We start from the raw sequence: 25,817 nt of genomic DNA, 5'->3' as shown, positions 1-25,817 counted from the left end.
GTTCAGCCGAGTAGGGGGAGATGATCGAGCAGGCCCAGGTCCGAGGCCAGGGCTACGCTTGCACCGGCCTAAGGCGCACCTTTCGTGCATTTTCGATAGGCGTGTCGCGCCAACGCCAACGCCAACGTCTCAGGTCAGAGTCTTCGGCGACGGCGCAAGGTGGATGGCGAAAAGTCGACGAGCGATGGTCAGACAAGGCAAAAATCGGTGAGACAGCGCAGTTTACGAGATGTAAATGAGCATGTTGGTGTGATTTTTAACGCCGTATTACCGAGCGCAGGCACTTTTCATACAAAGCCATAGGCTCAGGGCGTGTGCAGGGCAATACTCAACAACACCCGCTTGCCCTTTTCGATCTTCGAGACGCTGTGCTGGTAGAGGTCGGGACGAAACAGGATCACCCGGTCGAACAGGTTGAAGATCACCTTTTCGGTCTCGAATACCCCGCCGGCCCGAGGGGCCTTCAGGATCAGGTTCAGCTTGTAGTAGCGGCCGCCACCCATGGGGTCGTTGTGGCGATAGACGCTGTGGCCTTCGGGGTAGGTGACCAGGTTGGCGGTCAGCCGCCCCAGATCCAGCAGGGTTCGATTGGTGACGCTTGCCATGGGGACTCCTTGGAAGGGCGCGGGACGACATCGGTGATGTCGTGGGTGGCCGCCATTCAAACGCATTTTGAGCAATTGCTCAATAACGGGCGGTCGCTCCGTGCAGGCTGGGACCATCAGGGCGATGTCCTGGGGGCGAGCCGAGCCGGCTGGCTGGCCGGTAATGAGGGCGAACGGCGGCGTGGCCGAGCCCGGGGGACTGAACTAGGCTGAAACGAGCCGGGGATAACCGTCCTTCGGCGCCCGGGACTGCCGTCGACAGCGACGGCAAGGGGGAAGCATGTCGGGTCAGATGATGTATCGCCTGCCGGTGGAAGTTGCCGAGCGTGTGCACATGCGCCGCTACATCGCTGCACTGGGCGCGTCCAAGGCTCGACAGGATAATCGAGGCTTCTACCACTACGCCGGCATCCATGGCGCCCCGGGGCGCTGGTGCTGGCATCATCAGTTCTCGCCTCGCACCAGCCTTAGCGCCAGGCTGTTTCTGCCCTGGCACCGGGCCTACCTCCATCGTCTGGAGCAGTCGCTGCAGGATATCGATGAAGAGGTCTCGATCCCCTGGTGGGACTGGACCCGCGGCGAGGGCATTCCCGAGGCCTTCGATGTTGCACTGATCGATGGCGAGGAGAATCCGCTCCACTCCTCGCGCATCCAGCTTTATCCCCCCCAGGTGCCCGAACCGGTGGACCTGGTCACCGAGCGCAATCCTGGCGGCCTGTTGCCGGTGTTTTCCTTTCCAGTGGCCGACGTGAACGGTGATGGCCGGGCGACGCTGGGCGAGATCGCGGCCTTCCTGGTGGAGCGGGTGGACACCTTCGAGCAGTTCAACGACCTGATCGAGACGGTGCATGATCAGCTCCACGTCTATGTCGGTGCGACCATGGCCAGCACCACCTACGCCGCCTATGATCCGATCTTTTATTCTCACCACTGCATGATCGACCGGCTCTGGTCGCTGTGGCAGAAGCGCCACGGCATCACCAACTTTCCCCCGGGACTCGAGGAGATCGTGCTGGAACCCTTCGGCCTGACCGTCGGCGAAGTGCTCAATGTCCAGTCGCTGGGCTACGAGTATGCCCGTTCGGTGGCGGACCTGACCCTGGCCGGCAGCGGTCTGGAGGAGGCCTGATGATCGAGCAACGCTATCGCCTGCCGCGGCTCGACCTGGGCGCGCTTCGCGCCGATGAGTTCGAGGAAGCCTTCGTCGAGCTTTATGGCATCCACCACCTGCGCCCCAGCTACACCGCCTGGCTCTTCTTCAGCGCGCGCCTGCCGGCCAGGGTGACCCCGCAAAGCCGGGGCTATGCCGGCACCTTTGCGCTGTTCGGCCACGCCGAATGCTGGGGCTCGCCAGGACACTGCCATGGCCCGGATGGTCTCAGACGCTTCGATACCCGGCCTTCCCATCCAATGACACCGGCGTTCAAGCGGGTACCGGTGACCCAGGCCCTGAAGCGCCACCTGCACGCCGGCAAGAGCACCCTGGACATCCAGATCTACGCCTATACGCGCGAGGCCTGGCCCGATCGTGGCGACAAGTCACTGGTGTGTTGCAGCGGGGTGCAACTGGTCACCTTGTGATCGAGCGCAGGCGCAGTTTCGGTGTGCGCGGCAGGCTTGATGCTTTCTGCCTTGCCGAGCTGGCTTGCCGAGGCTCTGTCCGAAAAGTCGACGAGCGCAGGCACTTTTCAGACAAGCCCTAGGCCTTGGAGGACTGGGCCCATAGATTGACCCCACCATCCACCGCGTAGCGGTCGATGTCGGCCAGCTCCTCGTCGCTGAAGTCGAGGTTGTCCAGGGCCTCGACGCAGTCGCTGACCTGATCGGGGCGGCTGGCGCCGATCAGGGCGCTGGTCACGCGGCCGCCGCGCAGCACCCAGGCAATCGCCATCTGCGCCAGACTCTGGCCACGCCGCTCGGCGATGGCGTTGAGCGCCCTGACACGCTCGAGGTTGTCGTCGGACAGGTGCTGTTCGCGGATCGCACCACCGCGAGCAAGACGGCTGTCGTCCGGCACCCCACCCAGGTACTTGGCGGTCAAAAGGCCCTGGGCCAGTGGCGAGAAGACGATCGAGCCGATGCCTTCATCGTCCAGCACATCGAGCAGCCCGTCGTCCTCGATCCAGCGGTTGATCATCGAGTAGCTGGGCTGGTGGATCAGGCAGGGGGTCCCCAGTTCGCGCAGCAGGCGAGCGGCCTCGCGGGTGCGCTCAGGGCTGTACGACGAGATACCGGCGTAGAGCGCCTTGCCCGAGCGTACCGCCTGGTCCAGCGCGCCCATGGTTTCTTCCAGCGGTGTCTCGGGATCGAAGCGGTGAGAGTAGAAGATGTCGACGTAGTCCAGATCCAGGCGCTTGAGACTCTGGTCGAGGCTCGACAGCAGATACTTGCGGCTGCCCCACTCGCCGTAGGGGCCAGGCCACATGTTATAGCCCGCCTTGGTGGAGATGATCAGTTCATCGCGGTGGCCGGCGAAGTCGGTCTTGAGGATGCGCCCGAACATGGACTCGGCGCTGCCAGGCGGCGGGCCATAGTTATTGGCCAGGTCGAAGTGGGTAATGCCGTGATCGAAGGCGGTACGGCAGATCTCGCGAGCGTTGTCTTCATGGGCGTTGTGGCCGAAGTTGTGCCACAGCCCGAGGGACAGGGCGGGCAGCTTGAGGCCACTGCGACCGCAGCGGTGATAGCGCATGCGTTCGTAACGGTCTTCGGCGGGACGATAGCTCATGGTGGTCTCCTGTCAGGGCGCACGGGCGCCGAGGCTGTCGTCTCAGCACTTTAGCTGTGTTTGTCGAGGTATCCAAAAGGGCCGCCCCGAAAAAGCCAGGTGAAGGCGGGCAGCACGCAGGCAAGGGCGCAGTCCGGGCAAGATGGTGAGCGCCTGGAAAGGCGAGCGGGAGAAGACTCAGGGGGACTCAGGCGACGGTGAAGCTGCGGGCATGAGAAGCCGTGAGGTAACCCAGGGCGCCATGTGCCAGTTAGTGGGCACATGGCGCCTGGGGCGTGACGCCAGGGGCATGACGTCAGGGGGCAGGGGTCAGCCGCCGGCGTTCATGGTCTCCGGCATGGCGGCCAGGGTAGCCTCGTCGGAGAGCAGGTCGTGCAGGGTCTGGGACGCCATCTGGGAGTTGCCGTCCATGACCCCGTCGAGCCATACCAGCGCCTGCTCACGGTTGGCGTTCTCCAGGCCATTGGCGGCCAGGTAGGCCTTGGCCAGCGCCAGCCGCGCGGTCTCGTGGCCCTGACGCGCGGCCTTGAGCAGGTAGTCGGCGCCCTGGCGGGTGTTCCGCTCGAGGTTTTCGCCACGCAGGTACTCGCGGCCGAGGCTGGCCTGGGCGCCGGCGTGTCCCTGGTCGGCGGCGCTGGTCAGCAGCTGTTCGCCCCGGCTCGGGTCCTGAGCCAGGCTCTGGTCGCCTCGCACCAGGGCGGTGCCAAGCAGGGCGCGTGCCGACAGGCTGCCGGCGTCGCTGGCCCGGGTCAGCCAGCGCTCGGCCTCGGCCGGGTCGGCGCTGACGCCATTGCCTTCGAGGTAGGCCTCGCCAAGGGTCTGGGCGGCATACTCGTTGCCGGCCTCGGCGGCTTCGCTCAGCAGGCGACGACCCCGCTCGGGGTCGGCTTCCACGCCGTTCCCGGTCAGCAGCATGCCGCCGAGGTCAGCACGCGCGCCGGCGTGGCCACCGGCCACCGCCACCTGGAGCAGTTCGGCGCCCTTGGCCGGATCGCGGGCGACGCCTTCACCGTCGAGGTACATGCGGCCAAGCGCGGCGGCGGCGCCTGGATGACCCTGGCGGGCGGCTCGCTCGAGCCAGCGGCTGGCCTCGGACAGGTTGCGTCCGACGCCCTGGCCGTCGCGATAGGCGCGGCCCAGGTCCGCCATGGAGTTGACGTTGCCCTGACGGGCAGAGGCGATCAGCGCCTGGATGTCACCGGCCTGGCCGCGATCGCGCTGGGTGCGCATCAGCGCCTCGGCGGCGGAGGGATGGCCGGCGGCCTCGGCCCGTTCGAGCCACTCGGTGGCCTGGGCGAGGTCACGGCTCACCCCGGTACCGTCGCGGTAAGCGCGGCCGAGGACGACCATGGCGTAGGCGTCGCCCTGCTCGGCGGCGTTCTCCAGAAGGCGCCGTCCGTGATCCACCCGAGAATTTCCTCGCTGGGTCGAAGCACCATCGGCCACGGCCATGGCGTCGCCGCCCGGTTCCTGGGTGGGATTCGGGCCTGTCGTCTCGCCGGTCAGCTCGCCAGTCAGATAGGCCTCGCCCAGGCGGGTGGCGGCGCTGGTATCGCCGGCTTCCACCGCCTGGGTCAGCAGGCGCTCCGCCTCACGGGGCTGATAGGGCAGGGGGCCGTCCTCGGCCAGATAGGCTTCGCCGAGGGTGCGCAGGGCGCCGCTCTGCCCTTGGTCGATGGCCTCGCGCAACAGCCGTTCGCCCCGGGCCGGATCGGTGGCAACGCCACGGCCGCTGAGGTAGAGCGCGCCCAGCTGTTCGGTGGCAAACGGATGGCCCAGCTCATGTCCGCGCTCGAGATAGCGGGCGGCGATCACCGGCTGGGTCGGCACCACCTCGTCGGCCAGGTAGGCCTGGCCGAGCATCGCCAGTGCCAGCGGATCGTCGTGTCGGGCGGCCTGCTCGAGCAGGCGGATGCCGCGCTGGGGTTCCGCCGGCAGGGCATCGCCTTCCAGCAAGGCGCGACCCAGGATCACGCGGGCGTCGACCGAGTCCTCGTCGATGGCCTTTTCGAGCCAATTGCGTGCCTCGATTGGCCGTGCCCTGAGACCGTCGCCCTCCAGCAGAATCCGGCCCAGGCGCTCCATGGCGTCGACGTCACCGTTCTCGGCCGCCTGGGTCAGCAGGGTCACGCCCTGTTCGGCGCGGCCGCTGTCGAGCATCTCGCGGCCCGCCTTGGCCACCGCGTCGGGGTCACCGGCCTGGGCGGCCTGGGTCAGCCAGTGCAGGCGGCGATCGTCGTTGCCGGCCAGCAGGCCGTCGGCCGAGTACAGCTCAGCCAGTTCGGTCATCGCCTTGATATCGCCGCCGCCGGCGCGCTCGCGCAGGCCTTCGGCGTAACGCTCGGCGTACTCGCGCGAGCGTGCCTTGTCGGTGTCGAGCCAACCGTCCTCGGCGTAGGCGTTGGCCAGTGCCAGGATGGCATCCGGGTTACCGTTGTTCGCCGCCTGACGATACAGCGCCAGGGCGCGCTGGGGGTCCGCCGCGACGCCTTCGGCGCCGCGGGCCAGCAATGAGGCCATCACCACGCCTTCGTCACGGCCGATTTCCTCTTCCATGGCCTGCTCGAGCAGATAGTAGGCCAGTACCGGACGATAGGGCGCACCCTGCTGTTCCAGGCTCAGCTTGGCCAGGTTGAGCGATGCGTGGCCAAGGATATAGGACGGCGTGCGCACGGCGTCCTCGTAGTAGGCAGCGGCCTTGGCGGGGTCCGCCTGGATGCCCTTGCCCTGATCCCAGATCTTGCCGAGTTCGTAGTAGGCCTTGGGGATGTCCTGGGCGGCCAGCCCCTTGAGCTTGAGGATCGCCTCTCGGGTCTGGCCGGCAGCGACGAGCTGCTGCGCCTCTTCCAGGGTGTTGTCATGCATCCATTCGGGGTTGCGTGGCTGCTCCTTGTCGAAGAAGTCCTGATACTCGGCAGGCAGCGGGTCGACGCCGGTACTCTGGAACTCGGTACCGGGGGCGGCGCAGCCGCCAAGCCACAGCGCCACGGCGACCGAGGCGGTGAGCGGAAAGGCCCGGGACCAGCGTTGGCCCTGGGCGGTGTGGGGGCGAAAACGGGGGAGCATCATAAGCAGGCCTCCTGGTTGATCGTGTGCTGTCACTGCGACGCGCTGTCGTCGTCGAGACCCTCGAAGGCGGTGGTCTCGCGCTCCTGTTCATCGACGACGAGGTGCTGCTGCGCCTCGGGTGACATGAAGTACAACGTCTGGTAACCGCCGGCGCTGCGGTTGTAGACCGGACGCACCTGGGCCAGGAACCGTTCGATGCGCGGGTCATCGAAGCGGCTCTGATAGATCTCCATCCAGGCGAAGTACTGGTTGTCCTTGAGAAAGCCGGTGTACTGCTCGTGGGGCGCCAGGTCTCCAAGCGCCTCGGGATCGTTGAAGATGGTCATGGCGAAGTCCACGGCGTCGTGGATGTCATGGCCGTTGATCTCGAGTTCGAAGATGTCATAGCCCTGGCGGGCGATGACCTGCATGTTGGTGATCAAGTAGAGCAGCGCATAGTTCTGGTAGTGGGTGGCGCGACGACCACGCTCGATCTCCAGCGGAAAGGCGCCGCGCTCGGTCATGTCGGAGAGCGCCGAATGGATGGCGCTGACGCCGAAGCGAAACAGCTCATCGTCCTCGGTAATCACGCCGATCATGCTGGCGTAGAGGGCGCGGCGGTAGAAGTGGTTGTTGCAGCAGCTGTTGCCGGGCTGCCCCTGAATGGCGGCGTGCTTGTGGGCGAGCCGGTTGAGCCACTGCTCGACACGTTGCTTGGCCTGGTCGCTGCCCTCGACGCGGGGACGCACCACCGAGTAGGCCATGCCCGCGGCGAAGATCATCGATTCGGTGGCGAACCAGGCCTGAGGCTCCTTGGGATCGTAGTGGAAGTCGGTCAGGGCATCGTGCTGGGCCCATTGATCGAGAAAGGTCACCAGGCAGTCGGCGTAGTAGGTGTCGCCGGTGGCCACGAAGGAGCCGGCGAGCATCGACACACTGTCCTCGAAGTCGAACAGGGGTTCGGATGCCAGTTCCCACTCCTTGGGGCTGGGATAATAGCCGGGGATCCGCAGGCGCGTGGTGATCGGCTCCTGGGCCAGCAGTTGCTGGCAGCTGGGTCCGTTGGTCAGTTGATCGAGCTCCTGCAACAGGATCGAGTTGTCGGTGTCGGCCAGTGTTTCCATGCGGGCCTCTACATCGAAGTAGGAGGCGTCAGGTCTGGTCACTCGGTAGTCGCTGAGGTCCAGCTCGGCCCGTTCTTCCAGGGTCATGGCGTGCGCGGACGATACCAGGGTGGCACCCATCGTCAGGCCGAGCGTCAGGCCCGTTGCCAGCTTTCCCGACAACCTGGCCGTCGGCCATCCCATCACTCTGTGTGCCAGACGCTTGAGCGGATTTGCCGAGCGTTGGTCGAAGTGGTGGCACCGGCCGGATTCGAATGCCGGCATCGATGGGCCCAGGCCTCGGGTGGGGAGGGGACCGGGGGATGAGCCATGGGATGGGTGCATCAAGCGTCTCCTTGGCGGCGCCCCTGGGGGCGCCGCGATCATGAACGGGGGGCGTAGAAACGGAAGTCGGCAAAGTCGGCATGCTGGTCACTGGGGGTGCGCCAGTCCTCACCATGGCCACCGAAGAAGGTCGAGAACATCAGGCCATCGATGTGCACGTCGTCGTCGGTACGGTAGGTGAGATTGGTCTGCTCGAGCACCGGCCGACCATCGACCCACACCCGGGCAATGCCGTTGGCCTTGCCGGGGTCGTTGAGGATGATCTCCTGCTCCAGGGTGACCCACTGACCGGTGGGGAAGGTGAAGCGGCCTCGGGCCACCGAGTCGCCGTAGTCGCCCTCGCCGCCGACCACGTATTCGTAAAGTTCACCCTGGCCGTCTTCGCGCCACATGTATCGCATGGAGAAGCCATTCTCGCCGGTGACATCGTCACCGCCGCTGGGCGCTTCGCCGCCGTAGAGCCCCGGCAGCTTGCCGCCCTTGACGAAGTTGAACCCGCTCTCGAAGCGAACCCGGTAGCTCAGGCAGGCGTGATCGCGCCCTTCGAGCGCGGAAGGCTCGGTGTAGAAGCCGGCGCCCCCGGTGTCGGTGTCCCCAGGCGAGGAGGTGTCCTCGGGATAGAGGACCCTGAGCGCCGGTGTCGCCGAATGACCCGGCAACAGCTCGACGTTCTCCTCGGTGCCCCAGGTACGGGTGGTGTCGAAGCCTTCGCGGATGGCGTCGTGGGCGCTTTTCTCACCCAGCGCAGGGGCGGGTGAGGCGACCAGCGGATGGCGCGCCGAGCAGGCGGCGACCTGGGGGACGCCGGGGCTCTGCTGATCGGCGTCGCTGTCATTGGCGCCGTTGTCCGCCAGGGCGGGTTGGGTAGCGCAGATGGCCAGCAGGGTGGCGGACAGGCGCGTCGTCAGTGTCGACATGGCGTTCGTACTCCTGTTGGCTCACGACCACCGCGGTGGTCGTGGCAAGTGGGACGGATACGTGTAAAGAAAGAGCGTGGCTCAGCCGGCGGTGTCGGCGGCGTCGTTGTCACCAATGCCCGAGAACAGCTGGCTGGCCTGCTGGACCACCCGGCGGCCGCTCTGCCAGATCCACTCGGCGGTGGCGCCCAGCAGGGCCTGTTCGGTAAAGCGCACGTCCACCGGAGTACCGACGCTTTCCACCGGCAGCGGCTTTTCCGGTACCAGCAGCACGCTGGCGACGTTCTGCTGTTGGCGTACCCAGCTCGGGAAGCCGGCGCGCGGCTGGCGCTCGATGTCCAGCGCCACGCTGCGCACCCGAGCGCTGATCGGGCCGGAGGCGTTGGGCAGCGACAGATAGGCGAGTTGATCGGGCTCGATGCGATCGATGTCGTCCATGTGCACCAGCGCCTCGACCATGACCTCGTCGTCGCCGGTACGCATCAGCGTCATGATCTTTTCGCTTTCGTTGATGTAGGTGCCGTCGGAGCTCGACAGCGCCCACGCCACCAGACAGTCGCAGGGGCTGTAGATCTCGTTCTGGGACTGGCGCGCCTGCAGCGCGGTGACCCTGGACGCCTGGAAGTCTCGGGCGGTCTCGAACTGATCGATACGTGCACGAGCGATGTCCGGGGACACCGTCTCGAAGCTCACGGCGTCACCGTTGCCGGGCTCGGCGGAGTTGGCCAGGCTGACCTGTCCGCCATTGGCGCCGTCGAGGTTTTCCTGAAGGTTCTCGATCAGTTGGCTGTTGTAGCGCTGGGCGGCCTCGGCCAGGATCAGGTCGGACTCCAGATCGACGTCCTTGACCCGGGTGAGCTGCTCGTCCCGTGTGACACGGTCACCGGCCTTGAGCTCGTGCGCCATCAGGATGCCGGGGCTCGGTGCACGAATGTCGATGCGTGGCGCGGTGACAGCGGCGAAGTTGGGCTCGATCAGCATGAAGTTGCGGTAGGCGGTGGCCGCCGCCACCACCGCGAGTACCGCGAAGCCGATGAACAGCGCCACGTAGCGGCCCATGGGCCTCGGCGGACGAGCCGCTGCCTGGGGCGTGCTGCCGGTGCCGCGACGCTTGCGTGGGGTCTGGGCATCCTCGCCCTGGACCATCTGCTCGACGTCCAGCGGTCGGCCGGCCAGGTGGGCGCGGACCACGCGGCGCAGCAGCTCAAGGTGGGAGGGGGAGATGTCGGTGATCTCGAAGCCGGCGTGGTGTGCACCACCGCGACCTTCCAGCGCCAGGCTATGGCGGCACTGGGCGCTCACGGGCACCAGTAGCTCGCCGCTGGCGGTGGTGATGGCGATGCTGCCGCGCACCCTAGCGTCCTGGCGCATCGGGCGCGGGCTCTCGATGGCGAAGCCGCCCTGGGACAGGTCCAGCCCGCGGAAGCGGTTGCCGTCATCGAAGCGCACCTCGAAGGTCGGCGAAACGCGGATGTAGCGGCGCTCATCGCGGCGCTCATGGGCCAGTCCCGAGCCTGCCGGTGCCTCTTCTTGGCGCGGCTGGGAGCGCGTATCGCCCAGATGGGGTTCGGCGCGCGGTGCGGGTTCCGGCTGGTGTGTGGGCTCGTGGCGAGGTGTGGAGGTGTCCTTGTCGTCGAAGTAATCGCTCATATCGGTGTCCTGAAGTCAGTATTCGCTGAGCCGTGGCGGTGTCTGGCCGTACATGCGGCTCAGCGACAAAGTGTGGCCGTGTCGTCGTTGTCAGCCGTGGCGTGGCTGCACCTGGATGCGCAGGTCACTCAGCGACAGCCTGGTGTCGTGAAGATCAAGCGAGCAGCGCTGCTGGTCGGTGCAGCTCAACAGATCGCCGGGGGCTGGAGTGGTCCCCTGGGCGTCCTTGAGGCGGTCGATCAACGCCGGCGGGACCTCTAGCGTGGTGCCCTGGGGGCTGCCGCTGAGATTGGTGGCCTCGCCGATGCTGCTTGCGCCCAGGCGTTCGATCAGCCGATCGCTGATCCGCAGCTCGCCGGCAGGCAGGCGCAGCTCGCCCGAGCCATCCTCGATGCGGCTGGCCAGCCAGCGACTGGCGTCAGGCAGCTCGGCACTGTCGCTGGGCACCGGGCCTGCACGCTCGAGGATCTTCAGCGAGGTAGCGTCAGGTACTTTCAGTACGCCGGTGGCCAGGGTCAGCACGAACAACATCAGGCACACATGAAAGCCATGCAGCAGGTGACCCATGCGACGCTGGCGGCGAACCGCCTTTTCATCACCTGGCTCGCCGGCGGAGATGCCCTGGCGTGACCACTTCTGACGGTTGAAGCGAAAGCTCACGTAGGTCTTGAGCAGGGCGCCGTAGACCTGGTTGTAGTAGATCAGCGGGATCCACAGAAGGCTGAAGCGACCACGCTGCCAGGCCAGGATCGAGGTGGAGATCCCGCGGGTGAACAGGATCCACAGGGCATAGGCGAAGATGAACGACGGCCGCACAAACAGCGTCACCAGGATCGCCACGATGGGGCCGATCAGGGTCGTCCACATGGACAGCCGCTGGTCGATCAGGCTCCACCAGGTGAATAGCCCCATCGGCCTCGGCCCCAGGGCAATGGCGCGACCGCTGGTGCGCAGCATGTTGCCGTACCAGCGACGCATCAGGTCGGTGGTCGAGGCAAAGAAGCGCTTGCGGTCCGGCAGCTCCTCGAATCCCGAGACGTAGACATCGGGCAGGTAGAGCATCTTCCAGCCGTTCTTGAGCAACCAGTACCAGGTCGACTTGTCGTCCCCGGACAGGAACTTGAAATTGCCGAAGCGCCAATGCTCGACGTGGTCGTTCTCGACCATGTCGATAAAGTCCGGGTGGGTCGCCAGGTCGGCGCGGAAGGCGCTGTAGCGGCCGGTCAGGACCAGCAGCCGCTCGGACACCGACATCGAGCTCATCACCAGATGACGCTGGGCGTAACGCAGGTCGTACCACTCCTTTGTGGCGTCGTTGCCGGTGACGATGGCGCTGTTGTTGGTGGTCAGGGCGCCGAGATCATCGCGCAGGGCAAAGAACGACAGCGAGCGCTCCAGGGTTCCGGGCTCGAGCAGGATATCCCCGTCCATGGACACCAGCAGGGCGTCGGGGGCCGGGGCCCGGCGCGAGATCGCACGCAGCACCTCGGCCATCGCCGAGCGCTTGCCGTCGCCCTTCTGGAACATGTAGCGGACCTCGATGTGCGACGGCCAGCGGTGTTCCTGCAGTACGTGGGAGATGATGTCCACGTCGGTCTGGTCCGAGACCGAGGCAAAGATGGTGGTCGGCACGCCATAGTGCCGCGTCTCCTCGATCAGCGCGTCGTAGACCCGGAAGCAGACGTCGGGGTCGATGCGAAAGGAGGTGCACAGCACGTAGAGCTCTGACGGCTTGCCCGACTCTCCCAGGGCGTCGGCCTCGGCCCGCATCTGTGGAAAGACGCGGCGGTTGTACCACACCGATCGCAGCGCCTGGACGAACCACCATGAATAGCGCCACGCACCGACCGCGCCAATGGCGAAGAAGAAGCTCTTCGACGCCGGCGAGAACACCTCGGAGGGCAACTCGCTGACCAGCACGATCAGCAGCGACAGCAGCAGCGCCAGGGTGGTCAGCTCCGTGGCCTTGCTGGCCACGGAGGTGTGCTTGGGTAGCGATGACATGGTGGCGTCCTTACACCCGGGGGTGTTGCAGGGAGGCGCCGCGACCCATGGCGTAGTATTCGAGACCCGCCGCTTCGACGTCCTCGGGTGAGAAGAGGTTGCGTCCATCGATCACCAGCGGGTGATTGAGGGTGCGCGCGATCTTGTCGAAGTCGACGGTGCGGAAGGCCTTCCACTCGGTGCAGATGACCAGGGCGTCGGCGCCTTCCAGGGCAGCGTCACGCTGCTTGGAGAGACACAGGTCCGAGCGCTCGCCGTAGATGCGGTGACACTCGGCGGAGGCCTCGGGGTCGTAGGCCTGGATCCGGGCGCCGGCTTGCCACAGCTGTTCCATCAGTACCCGGCTCGGCGCCTCGCGCATGTCGTCGGTGTTGGGCTTGAAGGCGAGTCCCCACAGGGCGATGGTGCGGCCCTTGAGGTTGCCGTGGAGCGCCAGTTCCAGCTTGTCGAACAGCCGCGTCTTCTGGGCGTCGTTGACCGTTTCCACCGCCTGCAGCATGCGGGCGGGGGCGCCGACCTCGCTGGCGGTGCGAGCCAGTGCCTTGACGTCCTTGGGGAAGCAGGAGCCGCCGTAGCCACAGCCGGGATAGATGAAGTGGTAGCCGATACGCGGGTCGCTGCCGATACCGTGGCGGACCTGCTCGACGTCCGCACCCAGGTGCTCGGCCAGGTTGGCGATTTCGTTGATGAAGCTGATCTTGGTGGCGAGCATGGCGTTGGCGGCGTACTTGGTCAGTTCGGCGCTGCGCACGTCCATGAACATCAGCTTGTCGCGCTGGCGGCTGTAGGGGGCATAGCATTCGCGCATCAGCTTGCGGACCTTGTCGCTGTCGGTACCGATGACGATCCGCGCCCCCCGCGAGAAGTCCTCGATAGCAGCGCCTTCCTTGAGGAATTCCGGGTTGGAGCAGACGTCGAAGTCGACCTCGGCCTGGCGTCCCTCCAGGGTATCGGCCACCGCCTGATGAACCTTGTCGGCGGTCCCCACCGGGACGGTGGACTTGTTGATGATGACGCGATATCCGTCCATGTGCTGGCCGATGGTACGGGCCACGCCAAGCACGTGGGTCAGGTCGGCGCTGCCGTCCTCGTCAGGGGGCGTTCCCACCGCGATGAACTGCAACAGGCCATGGGCCACTCCTTCCTCCGGGCTATCGGAGAAGGTCAGGCGCTCGTCTTCCATATTGTGGCGAATCAGATCCTCGAGGCCTGGCTCAAAGATCGGTACCTCACCGCGCTTGAGGCGGGCGACCTTGACCTGATCGACGTCCACACACATCACGTCGTGTCCCACATCGGCCAGGCAGGCGCCGGTGACCAGTCCTACGTAACCCGAGCCGTGAATCGTGATTTTCATGAACTCACTCCTTGCCGTCGCTTGTGATATTGGCGGCCTTGCCTCGGGCGTCGGAGATACGCCGGGAAAGCCTTGTTCTGACCGCAATGAGGGCAAGGATCGATCCATTTATCTTTTTGTATTTTAAAAACAATAACTTATTGTGAGTCGTGCTCTAGTGAGCGTTCTCCGGGATGGCCGATGGTCGGGCGGAATGTCGCCATTAACAGACAATGGTGCGCGACGTTCGTATAAAGCATTAGAAATCAATTAGTTATATGTTGCTCTATGGATACGCCAATGGTTTTTTGTGTTATAAGTTATTGATAATAAAGTGAAAACACTGTTTTCTTACGTTTCTCCGATCAGCACCCGATCGGAGCATCATGCTTGAGACGGTTTTTGCGGCATGACGATCGCCATGCTGACGTTATCGACGCCGAGTAGCGGCAGAGCCGCCAGGCGTCGAGCCGCTGCGAACGTCGAGCTGGACGACCCGGCAGTGAAACAGTGTCATCAGCGGCTGAGGGGAGGAATGCTTTGTTGAACAGTGGCTTAGGCTTTGAATATGGGTCGAACAGGGGAACCAGGAGGGACCGAAGCTCACATGCGTCCACTGGAGAGTATGAGGTTTATCGCCATTATTGGTGTTAGTTAAGTATGAATGACGCGAAGTTATTGGCGTTAATTATATGAGCGTTGTTTTCAGAAGTTTGCATAAAACATCAATGGAATAGATGGTTCCCAAAACCACTGTACTTGAGTCCAATGCTAGTTATAAAAAAGCTTCGCTAATACTGCTTCCACAGTGTGCCGATAAGGTGCGTTATCGAGGACAGAAATATCCTTGGGCGCGCTCGATAAACGACAACGAGCATCAGGGGAAGCGACATGAGCACGGCGACGGTGGTGATGGTACAGGGGCAGGCTTTTGTTCAGGGCACCGATGGTAGCCTTCGCGAACTCAGGCCGGGAGACGTGATCAGCGACGGGGAGCGCCTGGTGACGTCACAGGGTGGTGAAATCTCGATTTCGCCCGGTGGCGTCGGCGACCCCGTGACACTTTCCGGTAGCGGACAGGTGCGCCTGTTGCCTTCCACCACCGAGCCGGCCGGCCCTTCGCTGGTCGATCAGGGGATTGTGGAGATTTCCGACGACTCGGCGCCCATTGCTGCACCCGCGACCCCTTTGGGCAGCCCGGTGACGGCCGGCGCGGCTGTCGGCATTGACGCACCGGTACCCGAGGGAACCCAAGCGTCCGGCTCCACGGACGATGAACTCGCGGCTCTCGCCCAGATCGCCGAGCAGGCCGACAACGTGCTGGGTGACGAGGAACTCAACGAGCTGTTGGCCGCCATCGACTCCGGCGAAGGCGACCTGTTCGATGATCTTGAGGATCCGGCGGCCGGCGGCACCGGCGGGGGAGGGGACGACGAGGGCAGTGGTTTTGTCCGTCTGCTGCGCATCGTGGAGACGGTAGATCCGCTGGCCTTCCAGTTTGGCCTTGAGGGGCGCGATGGTCCCATCGAGCGCGATTTCACCGGTGTCGACGCGGTGGATCCCGGCGATGACGACGAAGGTGTCACCCTGACCGGTCTCGACGGCCCCGAAGATCCCACTGGCCCTGGTGACCCAGGTAACCCCGGTGGTCCTGATGGTCCCGGTGGCCCTGGCGAGCTGCCCATCGGTGCCGCTGGCGCCGAGCAGGTGCTGTTCGAAGCGGACCTGGCCGGCGGTAGCCGTGGCGACACCACCCAGCTGGTTCGCACCGGCTCCTTTGGGTTTGATTCACCTGATGGCCTGGCCACCCTGACGGTGGGGCCGGTTTCCCTGACGCTTGCCCAGCTTGATGCCCTGGGGACCTCGCCGGTCACCATCGTCACCGATCATGGTGTGGTGACGCTGACCGGCTTCACCGGGTCGGCCGCAGGGGGCACCGTCAGCTACACCTATGAACTGACCGACAACGTCGACAATGACAGCGTTGCCGGCGCCACCGATGGCGGCTATCTCGAGAGCCTGAATGTCCAGGCGGTGGACGTGGACGGCAGTAGCGCCAGCGGCTCGCTCGACATTTTGATCGTGGATGACGCGCCCCGCGCTGAAGACGATCCTACCGTCGAGACCACCGACGATACGGCGGTGAGTATCAACGTCATCACCAATACGACCGGCGCCGATACGCTTGGTGCCGATGGCGCCGAGCTGACCGCTGCAGAACTGGTGGACAGCACCGCCGGCAGCCTGGACTTCGACGCCGACGGTACCATCACCTTTACCCCGGCGGCGGGCTTCGAGGGGACCGCCGAGATCCTCTATACCCTGACCGACAACGACGGTGACACCAGCCAGGCGACCTGGCGGGTGGAGGTGGAGGACGACGAGCCCGAGATCGAGGTCAATCCAGAGTCGCCCAACGCCTCGGGCAACAACGAGGTCGACGAGGCGGGTCTCGATGACGGCGGAAGCAAGGCGCAGACCGACCTCGAGACCACTCTGGGGTCGCTCACCATCGACACCGGCAGTGACACCCTGGCCAAGGTGGAGATCGATGGTATCGATGTGACCGACGGTACCGAGGCCAATCCGGTCGAGGTCGACGGAGACCTCGGCACCCTGGAGGTGTGGAAGGATAGCGCGGGGACCTATCAGTATCGCTATACCCTGACCGACAACAGCACAGACCACACCAGCCAGGGCACCGCCAGCGACGCTGTGCAGGACGCCTTCAGCGTGGTGGTGACCGACTCCGACGGTGACGCCAGTGATCCGGCCACCCTGACCATCGACATCAAGGATGACGTGCCCGAGGCCAAGGATGACGAGACTATCGGCGTGTCCGACAATGCTCCGGTCATGTTGAACGTTATCAACGATGGGCCAGGCGCCGATACGCTCGGTGCCGATGGCGCCGAGCTGACCGCTGCAGAACTGGTGGACAGCACCGCCGGCAGCCTGGACTTCAACGCCGACGGTACCATCACCTTTACTCCGGCGGCGGGCTTCGAGGGGACCGCCGAAATCCTCTATACCCTGACCGACAACGACGGTGATACCAGCCAGGCGACCTGGCGGGTGGAGGTGGAGGACGACGAGCCCGAGATCGAGATCAATCCCGAGTCGCCCAATGCCTCGGGCAACAGCGAGGTCGACGAGGCGGGTCTCGATGACGGCGGAAGCAAGGCGCAGACCGACCTTGAGACCACTCTGGGGTCGCTCACCATCGACACCGGCAGCGACAGCCTGGCCAAGGTGGAGATCGATGGTATCGATGTGACCGACGGCACCGAGGCCAGTCCGGTCGAGGTCGACGGAGACCTCGGCACCCTGGAGGTGTGGAAGGATAGCGCGGGGACCTATCAGTATCGCTATACCCTGACCGACAACAGCACGGACCATACCAGCCAGGGCACCGCCAGCGACGCCGTGCAGGACGCCTTCAGCGTGGTGGTGACCGACTCCGACGGTGACGCCAGTGATCCGGCCACCCTGACCATCGACATCAAGGATGACGTGCCCGCGGCCAAGGATGACACCGCCGAGACCGACGAGAACCAGCCGATCACCGTCAATGTGCTCGACGGTACGGCGGGCGAGCCTGACGTGGCCGGGGCCGACGGTCCCTACACCTTCGTCACCGACAGCGTGAGCCTGGAAAGCGGCAGCGGCACCATCACCAACGTCGACGCCAACGGCAATATCACCTTCACGCCGGCCGACGGCTTCGAGGGTGACGCGGTGATCAACTACGCGATCCGCGACGCCGACGGTGATATCAGCAGCGCGACCCTGACGATCACCGTGGACGCCACGCCCGAGGTCGAGGTCAATCCCGAGTCGCCCAACGCCTCGGGCAACAGCGAGGTGGACGAGGCGGGTCTCGACGATGGCGGGAGCAAGGCCGCCACCGACCTCGAGACCGCTCTGGGGTCGCTCACCATCGACACCGGCAGCGACAGCCTGGCCAAGGTGGAGATCGATGGTATCGATGTGACCGACGGTACCGAGGCCAATCCGGTCGAGGTCGGCGGAGACCTCGGCACCCTGGAGGTGTGGAAGGATAGCGCGGGGACCTATCAGTATCGCTATACCCTGACCGACAACAGCACGGACCATACCAGCCAGGGTACCGCCAGCGACGCTGTGCAGGACGCCTTCAGCGTGGTGGTGACCGACGCCGACGGTGACGCCAGTGATCCGGCCACCCTGACCATCGACATCAAGGATGACGTGCCCGCGGCCGTCAATGACGAGGTCCAGACTGACGAGGGCGAGCCGGTCACCGTCAATGTGCTCGACGGCACGGCCGGGGGCAAGGATATCCCTGGTGCCGATGGACCGATCACCATGGATATCGACAGCGTGAAGCTGGAGAGTGGCAGCGGCACCATCAGTGGCGTCGACACCAGCGGCAATATCACCTTCACGCCAGCCGACGGCTTCGAGGGTGACGCGGTGATCAACTACTCGATCCGCGACGCCGACGGTGATATCAGCAGCGCGACCCTGACGATCACTGTGGACGCCACACCCGAGGTCGAGGTCAATCCCGAGTCGCCCAACGCCTCGGGCAACAACGAAGTGGACGAGGCGGGTCTCGACGACGGCGGGAGCAAGGCCCCCACCGACCTCGAGACCACTCTGGGGTCGCTCGCCATCGACACCGGCAGCGACAGCCTGGCCAAGGTGGAGATCGATGGTATCGATGTGACCGACGGCACCGAGGCCAGTCCGGTCGAGGTCGACGGAGACCTCGGCACCCTGGAGGTGTGGAAGGATAGCGCGGGGACCTATCAGTATCGCTATACCCTGACCGACAACAGCACGGACCATACCAGCCAGGGCACCGCCAGCGACGCCGTGCAGGACGCCTTCAGCGTGGTGGTGACCGACTCCGACGGTGACGCCAGTGATCCGGCCACCCTGACCATCGACATCAAGGATGACGTGCCCCAGGTGTTCTCCGAGGCGGAGCACGCCCTGGAGAGTGGCAACGGCACTTTGGACTTCGGGCCCAACGTCGGAGCCGATGGGGTCGGGGAGGTGGTCTTTGCCGCCGCCCTCGACGGACAGCCGGCGACGGATAGCCAGGGCAACGCGCTGCGGGTCGACGGCAAGCCGCTGAGCTATCGTTTGAGCGCTGATGGAACGACGCTGTATGCCGAAAGCGCCGACGGTGCCGAGGACGGCTTCAGCGTCACCCTCAACGCAGCAGGTGACGGCTACAGCGTCGAGGTGATCGGTGCGATCACCAATGGCGAGGCGTTCGACTCAAGCCCGGCAGATGCCCAGACGATCGGTGACTACCTGGCCTTGCACGCCGGTGATGACGTCGCGGTCAACGACCTCTTGCTATCGGGAACGACCGACCAGGATAGCGACGGCCGTATCGCCCTTGGTACCGACGGGACCCTACGCATCGATGCGCTCAAGGGCGTTAGCGCCTCCGGGACGACGCCCGAGTGGCAGGACCACGTTGGCCTGACGAGCTATTCGCAGAAGGTCCATGTGACCAACGGTGTCACCGCCGCTCTGTTGCTCTCTGCCGTCGTGTTCGATGCTGAAGGCGCAGGCAACGGTGATCCAGGGGCGACCAGCGGTGCCGCCATGGATCTGAGCGTCGATGACGTCAAGGTGTTCGACGCTCGGGGCGTGGATGTCACGGGAAGGGTGTTGTTGGTCGATACCGGCGATGGCATTGAGGTCGACGGCTTAAAGGATGGCTGGGAGGTGCGCCTGAGCACCGGTGACGATCGCCCCTTCGAGGCGGTCTCCATCGAGGCGCAGCAGAGTGGCAGTGAGTCCCCTGGCGATCTGTCACTGGGTGACATCAACCATCGCAGCGGCGAGCAGCGCGAGGACTTCGAGGTGCCCCTCGGTCTGGTCGGTGTCGATGGCGACGGCGATCGGCTCGAGAGCACCCTGACCCTTAACGGAGAGGCGCCGGATACCCTGTACGTGGATGACAACGACAACAGCGAACAGGCCGGTGGTGATGGCGACGACGTGCTGATCGGCGACGCCGGCGGGGTGGCCCAGGCGCAGCCGGAGAATTACAACCTGTCACTGATCATCGACAGCTCGGGCAGCATGGGCAATGCGTCGGGCACCGCCGGCAAGACGCGGATGCAGCTGGCCAAGGACGCCCTGGAGAATCTTCTTGTCCATCTCCAGACCTACGGTGGGACCATCAATCTGCAGATCGTGGACTTTGACAGTGGCGTCCGGGTTGGTACGGACGGTGGCGGTGTGGTCGGGGTCGATTCGATTACTATCGAAGACTTTGACGCTTCGGATCTGGCCGCCGCCATGGCCTTTATCGACGCCATGGTGGCCGAAGGCGGCACCAACTACGAGGCGGGCTTCCGTGAGTCTCAGGAGTTCTTCAGCGAACAATACACGTCGACACCCGGATACAAGAACCTGGCCCTGTTTCTCACCGACGGTGAGCCGACGTTCTATCTGGACGACGCTGATGGAGATGGCACCCCCGGCCGCTACGGCCCCGGGGGAAACAACAGCGTCCCCGTCATGAACAACTCCCTGGAAGCGTTCCAGGATCTTGCACCAACCACGCCGGGAGCTGGCTATCCGCAAGTCGAGGTGGCCGCTATCGGCATCGGCAACGGGATCAACGAGGAAACGCTTGAGTACTTCGACAACAGCAACGTCGATGGCACCGGAGGCCTGACCATTGGCGGTACGACGTTTAATGATCCGGTCGGCCAGGTTCAGATCGTCAACGACGAGGACGGTCTCAACAGTGCCATCCAGGAAGCCGCAGGAGGGCTTCTGCAACTTGGCGATGACGTCCTGTCGGGCGGAGGCGGCGGCGACATCCTGATCGGCGATGTGCTCAACAGTGACCATCTGGCCTGGACGAATACCGACACAGGTGAGGTCTTTACCGCGGGCGGGCATGACGGCCTGGGCTACGAAGGGCTCTACGAATACGTCAAGTGGGGAGTCAATGGTGGTACCGAACCCACCGATGGCGAAATGATCGGTTATATCCGAGACAATCTCGACGATCTGATCGACGACACGCGAAATGATGGCGGTAGCAACACCCTGGACGGCGGCGATGGCAACGATACCCTGATTGGTGGCGCCGGGGGGGATACCCTCCTTGGCGGCGAAGGTAATGACACCCTGGTTGGTGGCAAGGGCAACGATACGCTCGATGGCGGCGCGGGCAACGATATCATCGATCTGGGCACCGGTGCCGATGTGGTCGCCTGGAATGATGGCGACGCTGGGACCAGTGCTGCGCCTGCCAGTGATGAGATCAATGACTTTACCCTGGGGGAGGTCGGCAGTGACGCCGAGGCCGATCGCCTGGAGATGGCGGATCTACTCGATGGAGCGACCGAGGCAAGCGTCAATGACTATCTTTACGCCGAGGAGGACGGTAGCGGCAATACCGTGTTGTACGTGAAGAGCGATGGTGGCATCGGCAATACAGGAGGCGATGCCGATCAGGTCATTACCCTCAATGGCGTCGATATGGGGGGACAGGACTCGGCGACCTTCCTGCAGCAGATGATCGACGACGGCCAGTTGCAGGTGGAGTAGCAGGTGGAATAGCAGGTTGAGTTGCAGGGCAGCGGTCTCCCTCGGCGCACCCGGGGGAGGCCGACGCCGGGCAGGACTGTCCGGTCTCGGCGAGTGACAGGCAACAGAGCCCGGCTGGCGTCGGGCTCTGTGTCGTCGGGTCGAGCGGCTCTTGTGGCACGCGGCGCGAGGTGCCTATCGTCGCTCGCGGCGCTTGCTGGCGTCGGGTGTGGTCAGAAGTCGATGCCGCGGCGGGCCTTGAGGCCATTGGTGAAGCCGTGCTTGACCTCCTGCATCTCGGTCACGGTGTCGGCCATGGCAACCAGTTCGCGATGGGCGTTGCGCCCGGTGATGATGACCGTCTGCTCGGCAGGCCGGTTGGCGATGGCCGTGCGCACGGTGTCGATGTCCAGGTAGCCGAACTTGAGCATGTAGGTGATCTCGTCGAGCACCACCAGGTAGACCTCGGGGTCGCCCAGCATGCGGCTGGCCTCCTGCCAGACCTCGCGGCATGCCTGGGTGTCCGACTCGCGATTCTGGGTATCCCAGGTGAAACCGGTGGCCATGATCGCCACCTCGAGGTTGTCGTCGGCCTCGAGACGGTCGCGCTCTCCGCACTCCCACAGTCCCTTGATGAACTGCACCACGCCCACCCGGTAGCCGTAACCCAGGGCGCGGGTGACGGTGCCCCAGGCGGCGGTGGTCTTGCCCTTGCCGTTGCCGGTAAACACCAGCATCAGCCCGCGCTCCTCGTCGGCGGCGGCGACCTTGGCGTCGACGTGGGACTTGAGCTTCTCCATGGCCTTCTTGTGTCGGGTGTTTCTGTCCTGCTCGCTCATGCCGGCTCCCGCTGTCTGGTGAAAAGCGCAGGGTAGCCGAGGTGGACGCCGGCGTCAGCCCGGATACGCCTTTCCGCCTCAGCCGGGATCATTGGCTGGAAGGCTCTGGCGTCCCGCCTGGGGCGAAGCCGTGTTAGCCGAGCGTGCCTGTCGGCGCGCCTCCATGCGTCTGGCGAAGACCTCCATCAGGCGATCGTAGAGCGCCGCACCCAGCACGCTGTCCTCGATGCCCGCATCGATGTTGGGATTGTCGTTGACCTCGATCACCAGTACACGGTCGCCGACCTGCTTGAGGTCGACACCGTAGAGGCCATTGCCGATCAGCCGGGTGGCCTTGAGCGCCGCACGCAGCACTGCGGCCGGCACCTCGTCGATGGGGTGGCTGCTGAAGCCGCCGCTGCGGGTGCGAGCACCGGAATGATCGTAGATCTGCCAATGGCCGCGGGCCATGTAGTAGCGGCTGGCGAACAGCGGAGCACCGTCGAGCACGCCGATGCGCCAGTCGTATTCGGTAGGCAGCCATTCCTGCAGCAACAGCAGGTCCGAGCTCTTGAACAGGGTATCGGCTTCCCGCGCCAGCGATTCGCTGGATGTCACCTTGACGATGCCACGGGAGAAGGCGCCATCGGGGACCTTCAGCACCCTCGGGTAGCTGAGACCCTGCGTCTGCTCGAGGAGACGTGCTCTATCCGAACGCTTGAGCAACAGTCCCTCGGGAGCGGCGACCCCCCGGGTGCGAAGCAGTTCATGCAGATAGACCTTGTTGGTGCAGCGCAGAATGTCCTGGGGCGCGTCGATGACCACCAGGCCCTCGTGTTCGGCACGCCGGGCCATGCGCCAGGTGGGGTGGTCGAGGGCGGTGGTCTGGCGCAGAAACAGAGCGTCGAACTCGGCCAGCCGGGCGCTGTCGCGATGGGTGATCAGCGAGACATTGATGCCCTGGCGCCGACCGGCGCGGATAAATTGCTTGAGCGCGCCCTTGTTGCTGGGCGGCAGGTGTTCTTCAGGGTCGATCAACATGGCCAGGTCGAAGCGATAGCGCCTCCGCGCCCTGGGGGTACGCCAGATCTTCAGCGAATGGCGATTGAGGGCGCGAGCGAAGGCGTCCTGCTCGTCTTCATGAAGCCGCCCAAGCGCAAGCGGACGCAGCCGCACCAGTCGATAGCCCTGGGCGGTGCGATTCAGGCGCGCCTCCATCAGCGGACAGGGCAGGCGCTCGAACAGGCGGCGGGCGACGCGTGCCAGCAGGGGCTCGACGCATTCGCCGAACAGCACCCTGAAATGGACGTCATCGCCGAGTCGCTCGACTGCAGCGGGCCGGCTCAGCTCATCGAGCAGTCCGGTAAGGCCCTCGAGCTGCATGTCGGTGGTCGACTTGCGGCGCAGGGAGTTGAGGGTATCGACACTGGGGATCACTCTGGCGCCTCGCGCCTGGGCGAGCAGCGAGACATAGTAGCCTCGGCCCAGGTAGCCAAGGTCGGAACACAGGTTGATGACCTGTGCGCTGGTGGCGCCCGAGGTGGCCTTGGCATCGGCGATGTCCGCGGCGTCGACATAGTGGTCGGCGTCGATCACATCGTCACTGGGGTGGTAGGGCTGCCAGTCGCGCTGGCGGTCGACAACGATACGCAGGGCGCACATCGCAAGAATTCCTCGGCAAGGGGCGAGATAGGGGCGAGACAAGGGGCGAAACTGGGACGAGACAATGGCGGAGCAAGGGTGAAGCAAGGCCGAAACAAGGTGATAGCCCGAAGCCGGAGGACACCGCACGAGTCGGGGTAGAGGTCAGGGCCGACGGTGGCAGGATGCGCCTGGGTTGGCGGCAAAGCAATACGGCAAGAAAGTGAAAAATATTCATTCTGGCGGCGGCTGACAGCGCCGTGTGGGCCAGACAGAATCAACAGATAACACACGTCGCCCGAGTCGGGCGTCGGGCTGCCGAGACGGGACCTCTCACTATGCCACTTGCCTTGCGTTCGGCCACCCCAAGCGATCTCGATGCCCTGGAGGGACTGGAGAGTCGCGGTTTTTCGGGGGACCGCTTCACTCGTCGCCAATTGCGCCACCTGCTCCAGCGCGCCCATGGGCTGACCCTGATCGCCGAGGACGCCACCGGCTCCGTTTTGCCGCTCGGCTACGGTACCTTGCTGTTTCGCCGCAACAGCCGCGCAGCGCGCCTCTATTCGCTGTGTGTGGCCCCCGAGGCGCGTGGCCAAGGAGTGGGAAAGGCCTTGCTCGAGGCGCTCGAGCGTGACGGGCGCAAGCGTGGCTGCGAGCGCATGACGCTGGAGGTGCGGGCCGACAATCGTGTTGCTCTCGGCCTCTATCGACGGGCGGGCTTTCGCCTGGCTTGCTGGCTCGACGACTACTACGAGGATGGCTGTGCCGCCTGGCGCATGGTCAAGTCGCTGGGCCTGTCTCGAGAGCAGCCTGCCGTCGTGCCTCAGGGTTCACCGTCCGTGGCAGCTCCAGCGACATCTTCGGCGCCGTCTTCTACACCACCTTCCGAGCCGTCCTCCGTGACATCCGGGGAGGACTCGGTAGTGACACCCTGCGGGTCGCCGTCGATGGTAGACTAGCGTTTTTGTCAGCGGAGCAGAGCGAGCATGCCCTCTTTCGATATTGTGTCCGAATTCGATCGCCACGAAGCCCAGAACGCCGTGGACCAGGCTAACCGTGAGGTTCAGGGGCGCTTTGACTTTCGCGGTGTCGACGCCGGCTTCGAGCTGTCCGATGAATCCGTGGCGTTGCACGCCGAGGTCGACTTCCAGCTCAAGCAGATGCTCGACATCCTGCGCAACAAGCTGAGCGCCAGAAGCATCGACCCGCGCATCATGGACGTTCAGGACGCTGAGCTGTCCGGCGTCAAGGCGCGTCAGACGGTCGCCCTCAAGCAGGGGCTGGAGCAGAAGGAAGCCAAGGACATCGTCAAGCGCATCAAGGACTCGAAGCTCAAGGTCCAGGCCCAGATCCAGGGCGACAAGGTACGCGTGACCGGCAAGAAGCGCGATGACCTGCAAAGTGTGATGGCACTGCTGCGCGGTGATGAGGGCCCTGATCTGGCGCTGCAGTTCGACAATTTCCGCGACTGACAGGATCGGCGGCTGACATGTCTCTGTTGCCGGCATCGTGAGGCGAGTGGCCCTGCGGATTCGGCAGGCTACTGGCCTGATAGCGGCGTCCGATTGGCCTCTTCGCACCTGCTGCGTTTCAATAAGTGAATTCTTGACCAATTGGCGTGGCGAGTGCGCCGCCGGAGTTCGCCCTTGATTTCCACCACCCGTCGCCTGGCCTGGCAGTTGCTGGCCTGGACCAGCTTTGCCCTCGGTGTCATCGGGGCCTTCGTGCCGCTGCTGCCCAGCACCTGCTTTCTGCTGGTGGCGGTGTGGGCGGCGTCGAAGGGGTCGCCGCGGTTCGCTCGCTGGATTCGCAGTCATCCCCGGTTCGGCCCTGCGGTGGTGGCCTGGGAAGAATCCGGTGCGATTCCCCGTCATGCCAAGTGGATGGCGCTGGCGATGCTGTCACTGTCGGTGGTGGTGCTGTTGATCACGGTGTCACTGTGGTGGTTGAAGCTTGGGTTGACCGTCATGCTGATCGGGATCGCCATCTGGATCGTGACCCGGCCCGAGCCCGCCTCCTCGTCCTGACGTCTGCCGCCCTGATCCGTTTCGCCTGATGGTTCCGACGT

16 protein-coding genes are annotated in these 25,817 nt (G+C 64.8%); 6 read left to right on the top strand and 10 right to left on the bottom strand.

Annotated elements, in window-relative coordinates:
* Nucleotides 1-305: 305 nt before the first annotated feature.
* Nucleotides 306-605, bottom strand: a complete 300-nt coding sequence (locus EBB56_RS04320; RefSeq protein ID WP_124803051.1) for a 2OG-Fe(II) oxygenase — start codon at nt 603-605, stop codon at nt 306-308.
* 280 nt (nt 606-885) lie between these two features.
* Here EBB56_RS04320 and EBB56_RS04315 point away from each other — a divergent pair, with 280 nt between their 5' ends.
* Together EBB56_RS04315 and EBB56_RS04310 are read left to right on the top strand one after the other, a co-directional pair.
* Nucleotides 886-1,734 (top strand): tyrosinase family protein, encoded by an 849-nt coding sequence (locus tag EBB56_RS04315; RefSeq protein WP_124803049.1) that lies wholly within the window; start codon nt 886-888, stop codon nt 1,732-1,734.
* Nucleotides 1,734-2,186: a hypothetical protein gene (locus EBB56_RS04310; protein WP_045992561.1), complete on the top strand. Its 453-nt coding sequence runs from the start codon at nt 1,734-1,736 to the stop codon at nt 2,184-2,186. The genes EBB56_RS04315 and EBB56_RS04310 overlap by 1 nt, the downstream gene beginning before the upstream one ends.
* 118 nt (nt 2,187-2,304) lie before the next feature.
* On the opposite strand, the gene mgrA is transcribed toward EBB56_RS04310, so the two are convergent.
* The 7 genes from mgrA to EBB56_RS04275 form a co-directional block, all read right to left on the bottom strand.
* A complete protein-coding gene (mgrA, locus tag EBB56_RS04305; protein WP_124803047.1) occupies nt 2,305-3,333 on the bottom strand; it encodes an L-glyceraldehyde 3-phosphate reductase in 1,029 nt (342 codons plus the stop codon).
* A 309-nt stretch (nt 3,334-3,642) separates the two neighbouring features.
* On the bottom strand, nt 3,643-6,402 hold the full coding sequence (locus tag EBB56_RS04300; protein WP_260425284.1) for a tetratricopeptide repeat protein: 2,760 nt from the start codon (nt 6,400-6,402) through the stop codon (nt 3,643-3,645).
* A 29-nt stretch (nt 6,403-6,431) separates the two neighbouring features.
* A complete protein-coding gene (locus EBB56_RS04295) occupies nt 6,432-7,688 on the bottom strand; it encodes an alginate lyase family protein (protein ID WP_124803045.1) in 1,257 nt (418 codons plus the stop codon).
* A 179-nt stretch (nt 7,689-7,867) separates the two neighbouring features.
* A complete protein-coding gene (locus tag EBB56_RS04290; RefSeq protein ID WP_185696382.1) occupies nt 7,868-8,746 on the bottom strand; it encodes a polysaccharide lyase in 879 nt (292 codons plus the stop codon).
* An 81-nt stretch (nt 8,747-8,827) separates the two neighbouring features.
* Complete coding sequence (locus tag EBB56_RS04285; protein WP_124803043.1) at nt 8,828-10,396, bottom strand: PilZ domain-containing protein; 1,569 nt, start codon at nt 10,394-10,396, stop codon at nt 8,828-8,830.
* A 90-nt stretch (nt 10,397-10,486) separates the two neighbouring features.
* The gene (locus EBB56_RS04280; protein WP_124803041.1) at nt 10,487-12,400 is read right to left on the bottom strand and encodes a glycosyltransferase; all 1,914 of its coding nucleotides are present in this window, start codon (nt 12,398-12,400) and stop codon (nt 10,487-10,489) included.
* Nucleotides 12,401-12,410: 10 nt separating this feature from the next.
* Complete coding sequence (locus tag EBB56_RS04275; RefSeq protein ID WP_108133717.1) at nt 12,411-13,757, bottom strand: UDP-glucose/GDP-mannose dehydrogenase family protein; 1,347 nt, start codon at nt 13,755-13,757, stop codon at nt 12,411-12,413.
* An 870-nt stretch (nt 13,758-14,627) separates the two neighbouring features.
* On the opposite strand from EBB56_RS04275, the gene EBB56_RS04270 reads away from it, so the two are divergent.
* A complete protein-coding gene (locus EBB56_RS04270) occupies nt 14,628-21,311 on the top strand; it encodes a retention module-containing protein (protein WP_124803039.1) in 6,684 nt (2,227 codons plus the stop codon).
* 212 nt (nt 21,312-21,523) lie between these two features.
* Here the strand turns inward: EBB56_RS04270 and cobO are convergent, their stop codons facing one another.
* Nucleotides 21,524-22,129 carry a cob(I)yrinic acid a,c-diamide adenosyltransferase gene (cobO, locus tag EBB56_RS04265; protein WP_124803037.1) on the bottom strand — a complete coding sequence of 202 codons (606 nt, stop codon included), beginning with the start codon at nt 22,127-22,129 and terminating at the stop codon, nt 21,524-21,526.
* 78 nt (nt 22,130-22,207) lie between these two features.
* Nucleotides 22,208-23,770, bottom strand: a complete 1,563-nt coding sequence (locus EBB56_RS04260) for a RimK family protein (protein ID WP_045992570.1) — start codon at nt 23,768-23,770, stop codon at nt 22,208-22,210.
* Nucleotides 23,771-24,087: 317 nt separating this feature from the next.
* Between EBB56_RS04260 and EBB56_RS04255 the strand changes: the two genes are divergently transcribed.
* The 3 genes from EBB56_RS04255 to EBB56_RS04245 all read left to right on the top strand — a co-directional run bounded on the left by EBB56_RS04255 (nt 24,088) and on the right by EBB56_RS04245 (nt 25,776).
* Entirely contained in the window at nt 24,088-24,708 is a 621-nt protein-coding gene (locus EBB56_RS04255; RefSeq protein WP_124803035.1) for a GNAT family N-acetyltransferase, read from the top strand.
* Between the two features lie 27 nt (nt 24,709-24,735).
* Complete coding sequence (locus tag EBB56_RS04250; protein WP_124803033.1) at nt 24,736-25,221, top strand: YajQ family cyclic di-GMP-binding protein; 486 nt, start codon at nt 24,736-24,738, stop codon at nt 25,219-25,221.
* A 174-nt stretch (nt 25,222-25,395) separates the two neighbouring features.
* Nucleotides 25,396-25,776 (top strand): YbaN family protein, encoded by a 381-nt coding sequence (locus EBB56_RS04245; protein WP_231498735.1) that lies wholly within the window; start codon nt 25,396-25,398, stop codon nt 25,774-25,776.
* The last annotated feature ends 41 nt before the right edge of the window (nt 25,777-25,817 follow it).

This window comes from Halomonas sp. YLB-10, assembly GCF_003856855.1.
Classification (GTDB): Bacteria; Pseudomonadota; Gammaproteobacteria; order Pseudomonadales; family Halomonadaceae; genus Halomonas; species Halomonas litopenaei.
This window is presented reverse-complemented; position numbering and strand designations above follow the sequence as displayed.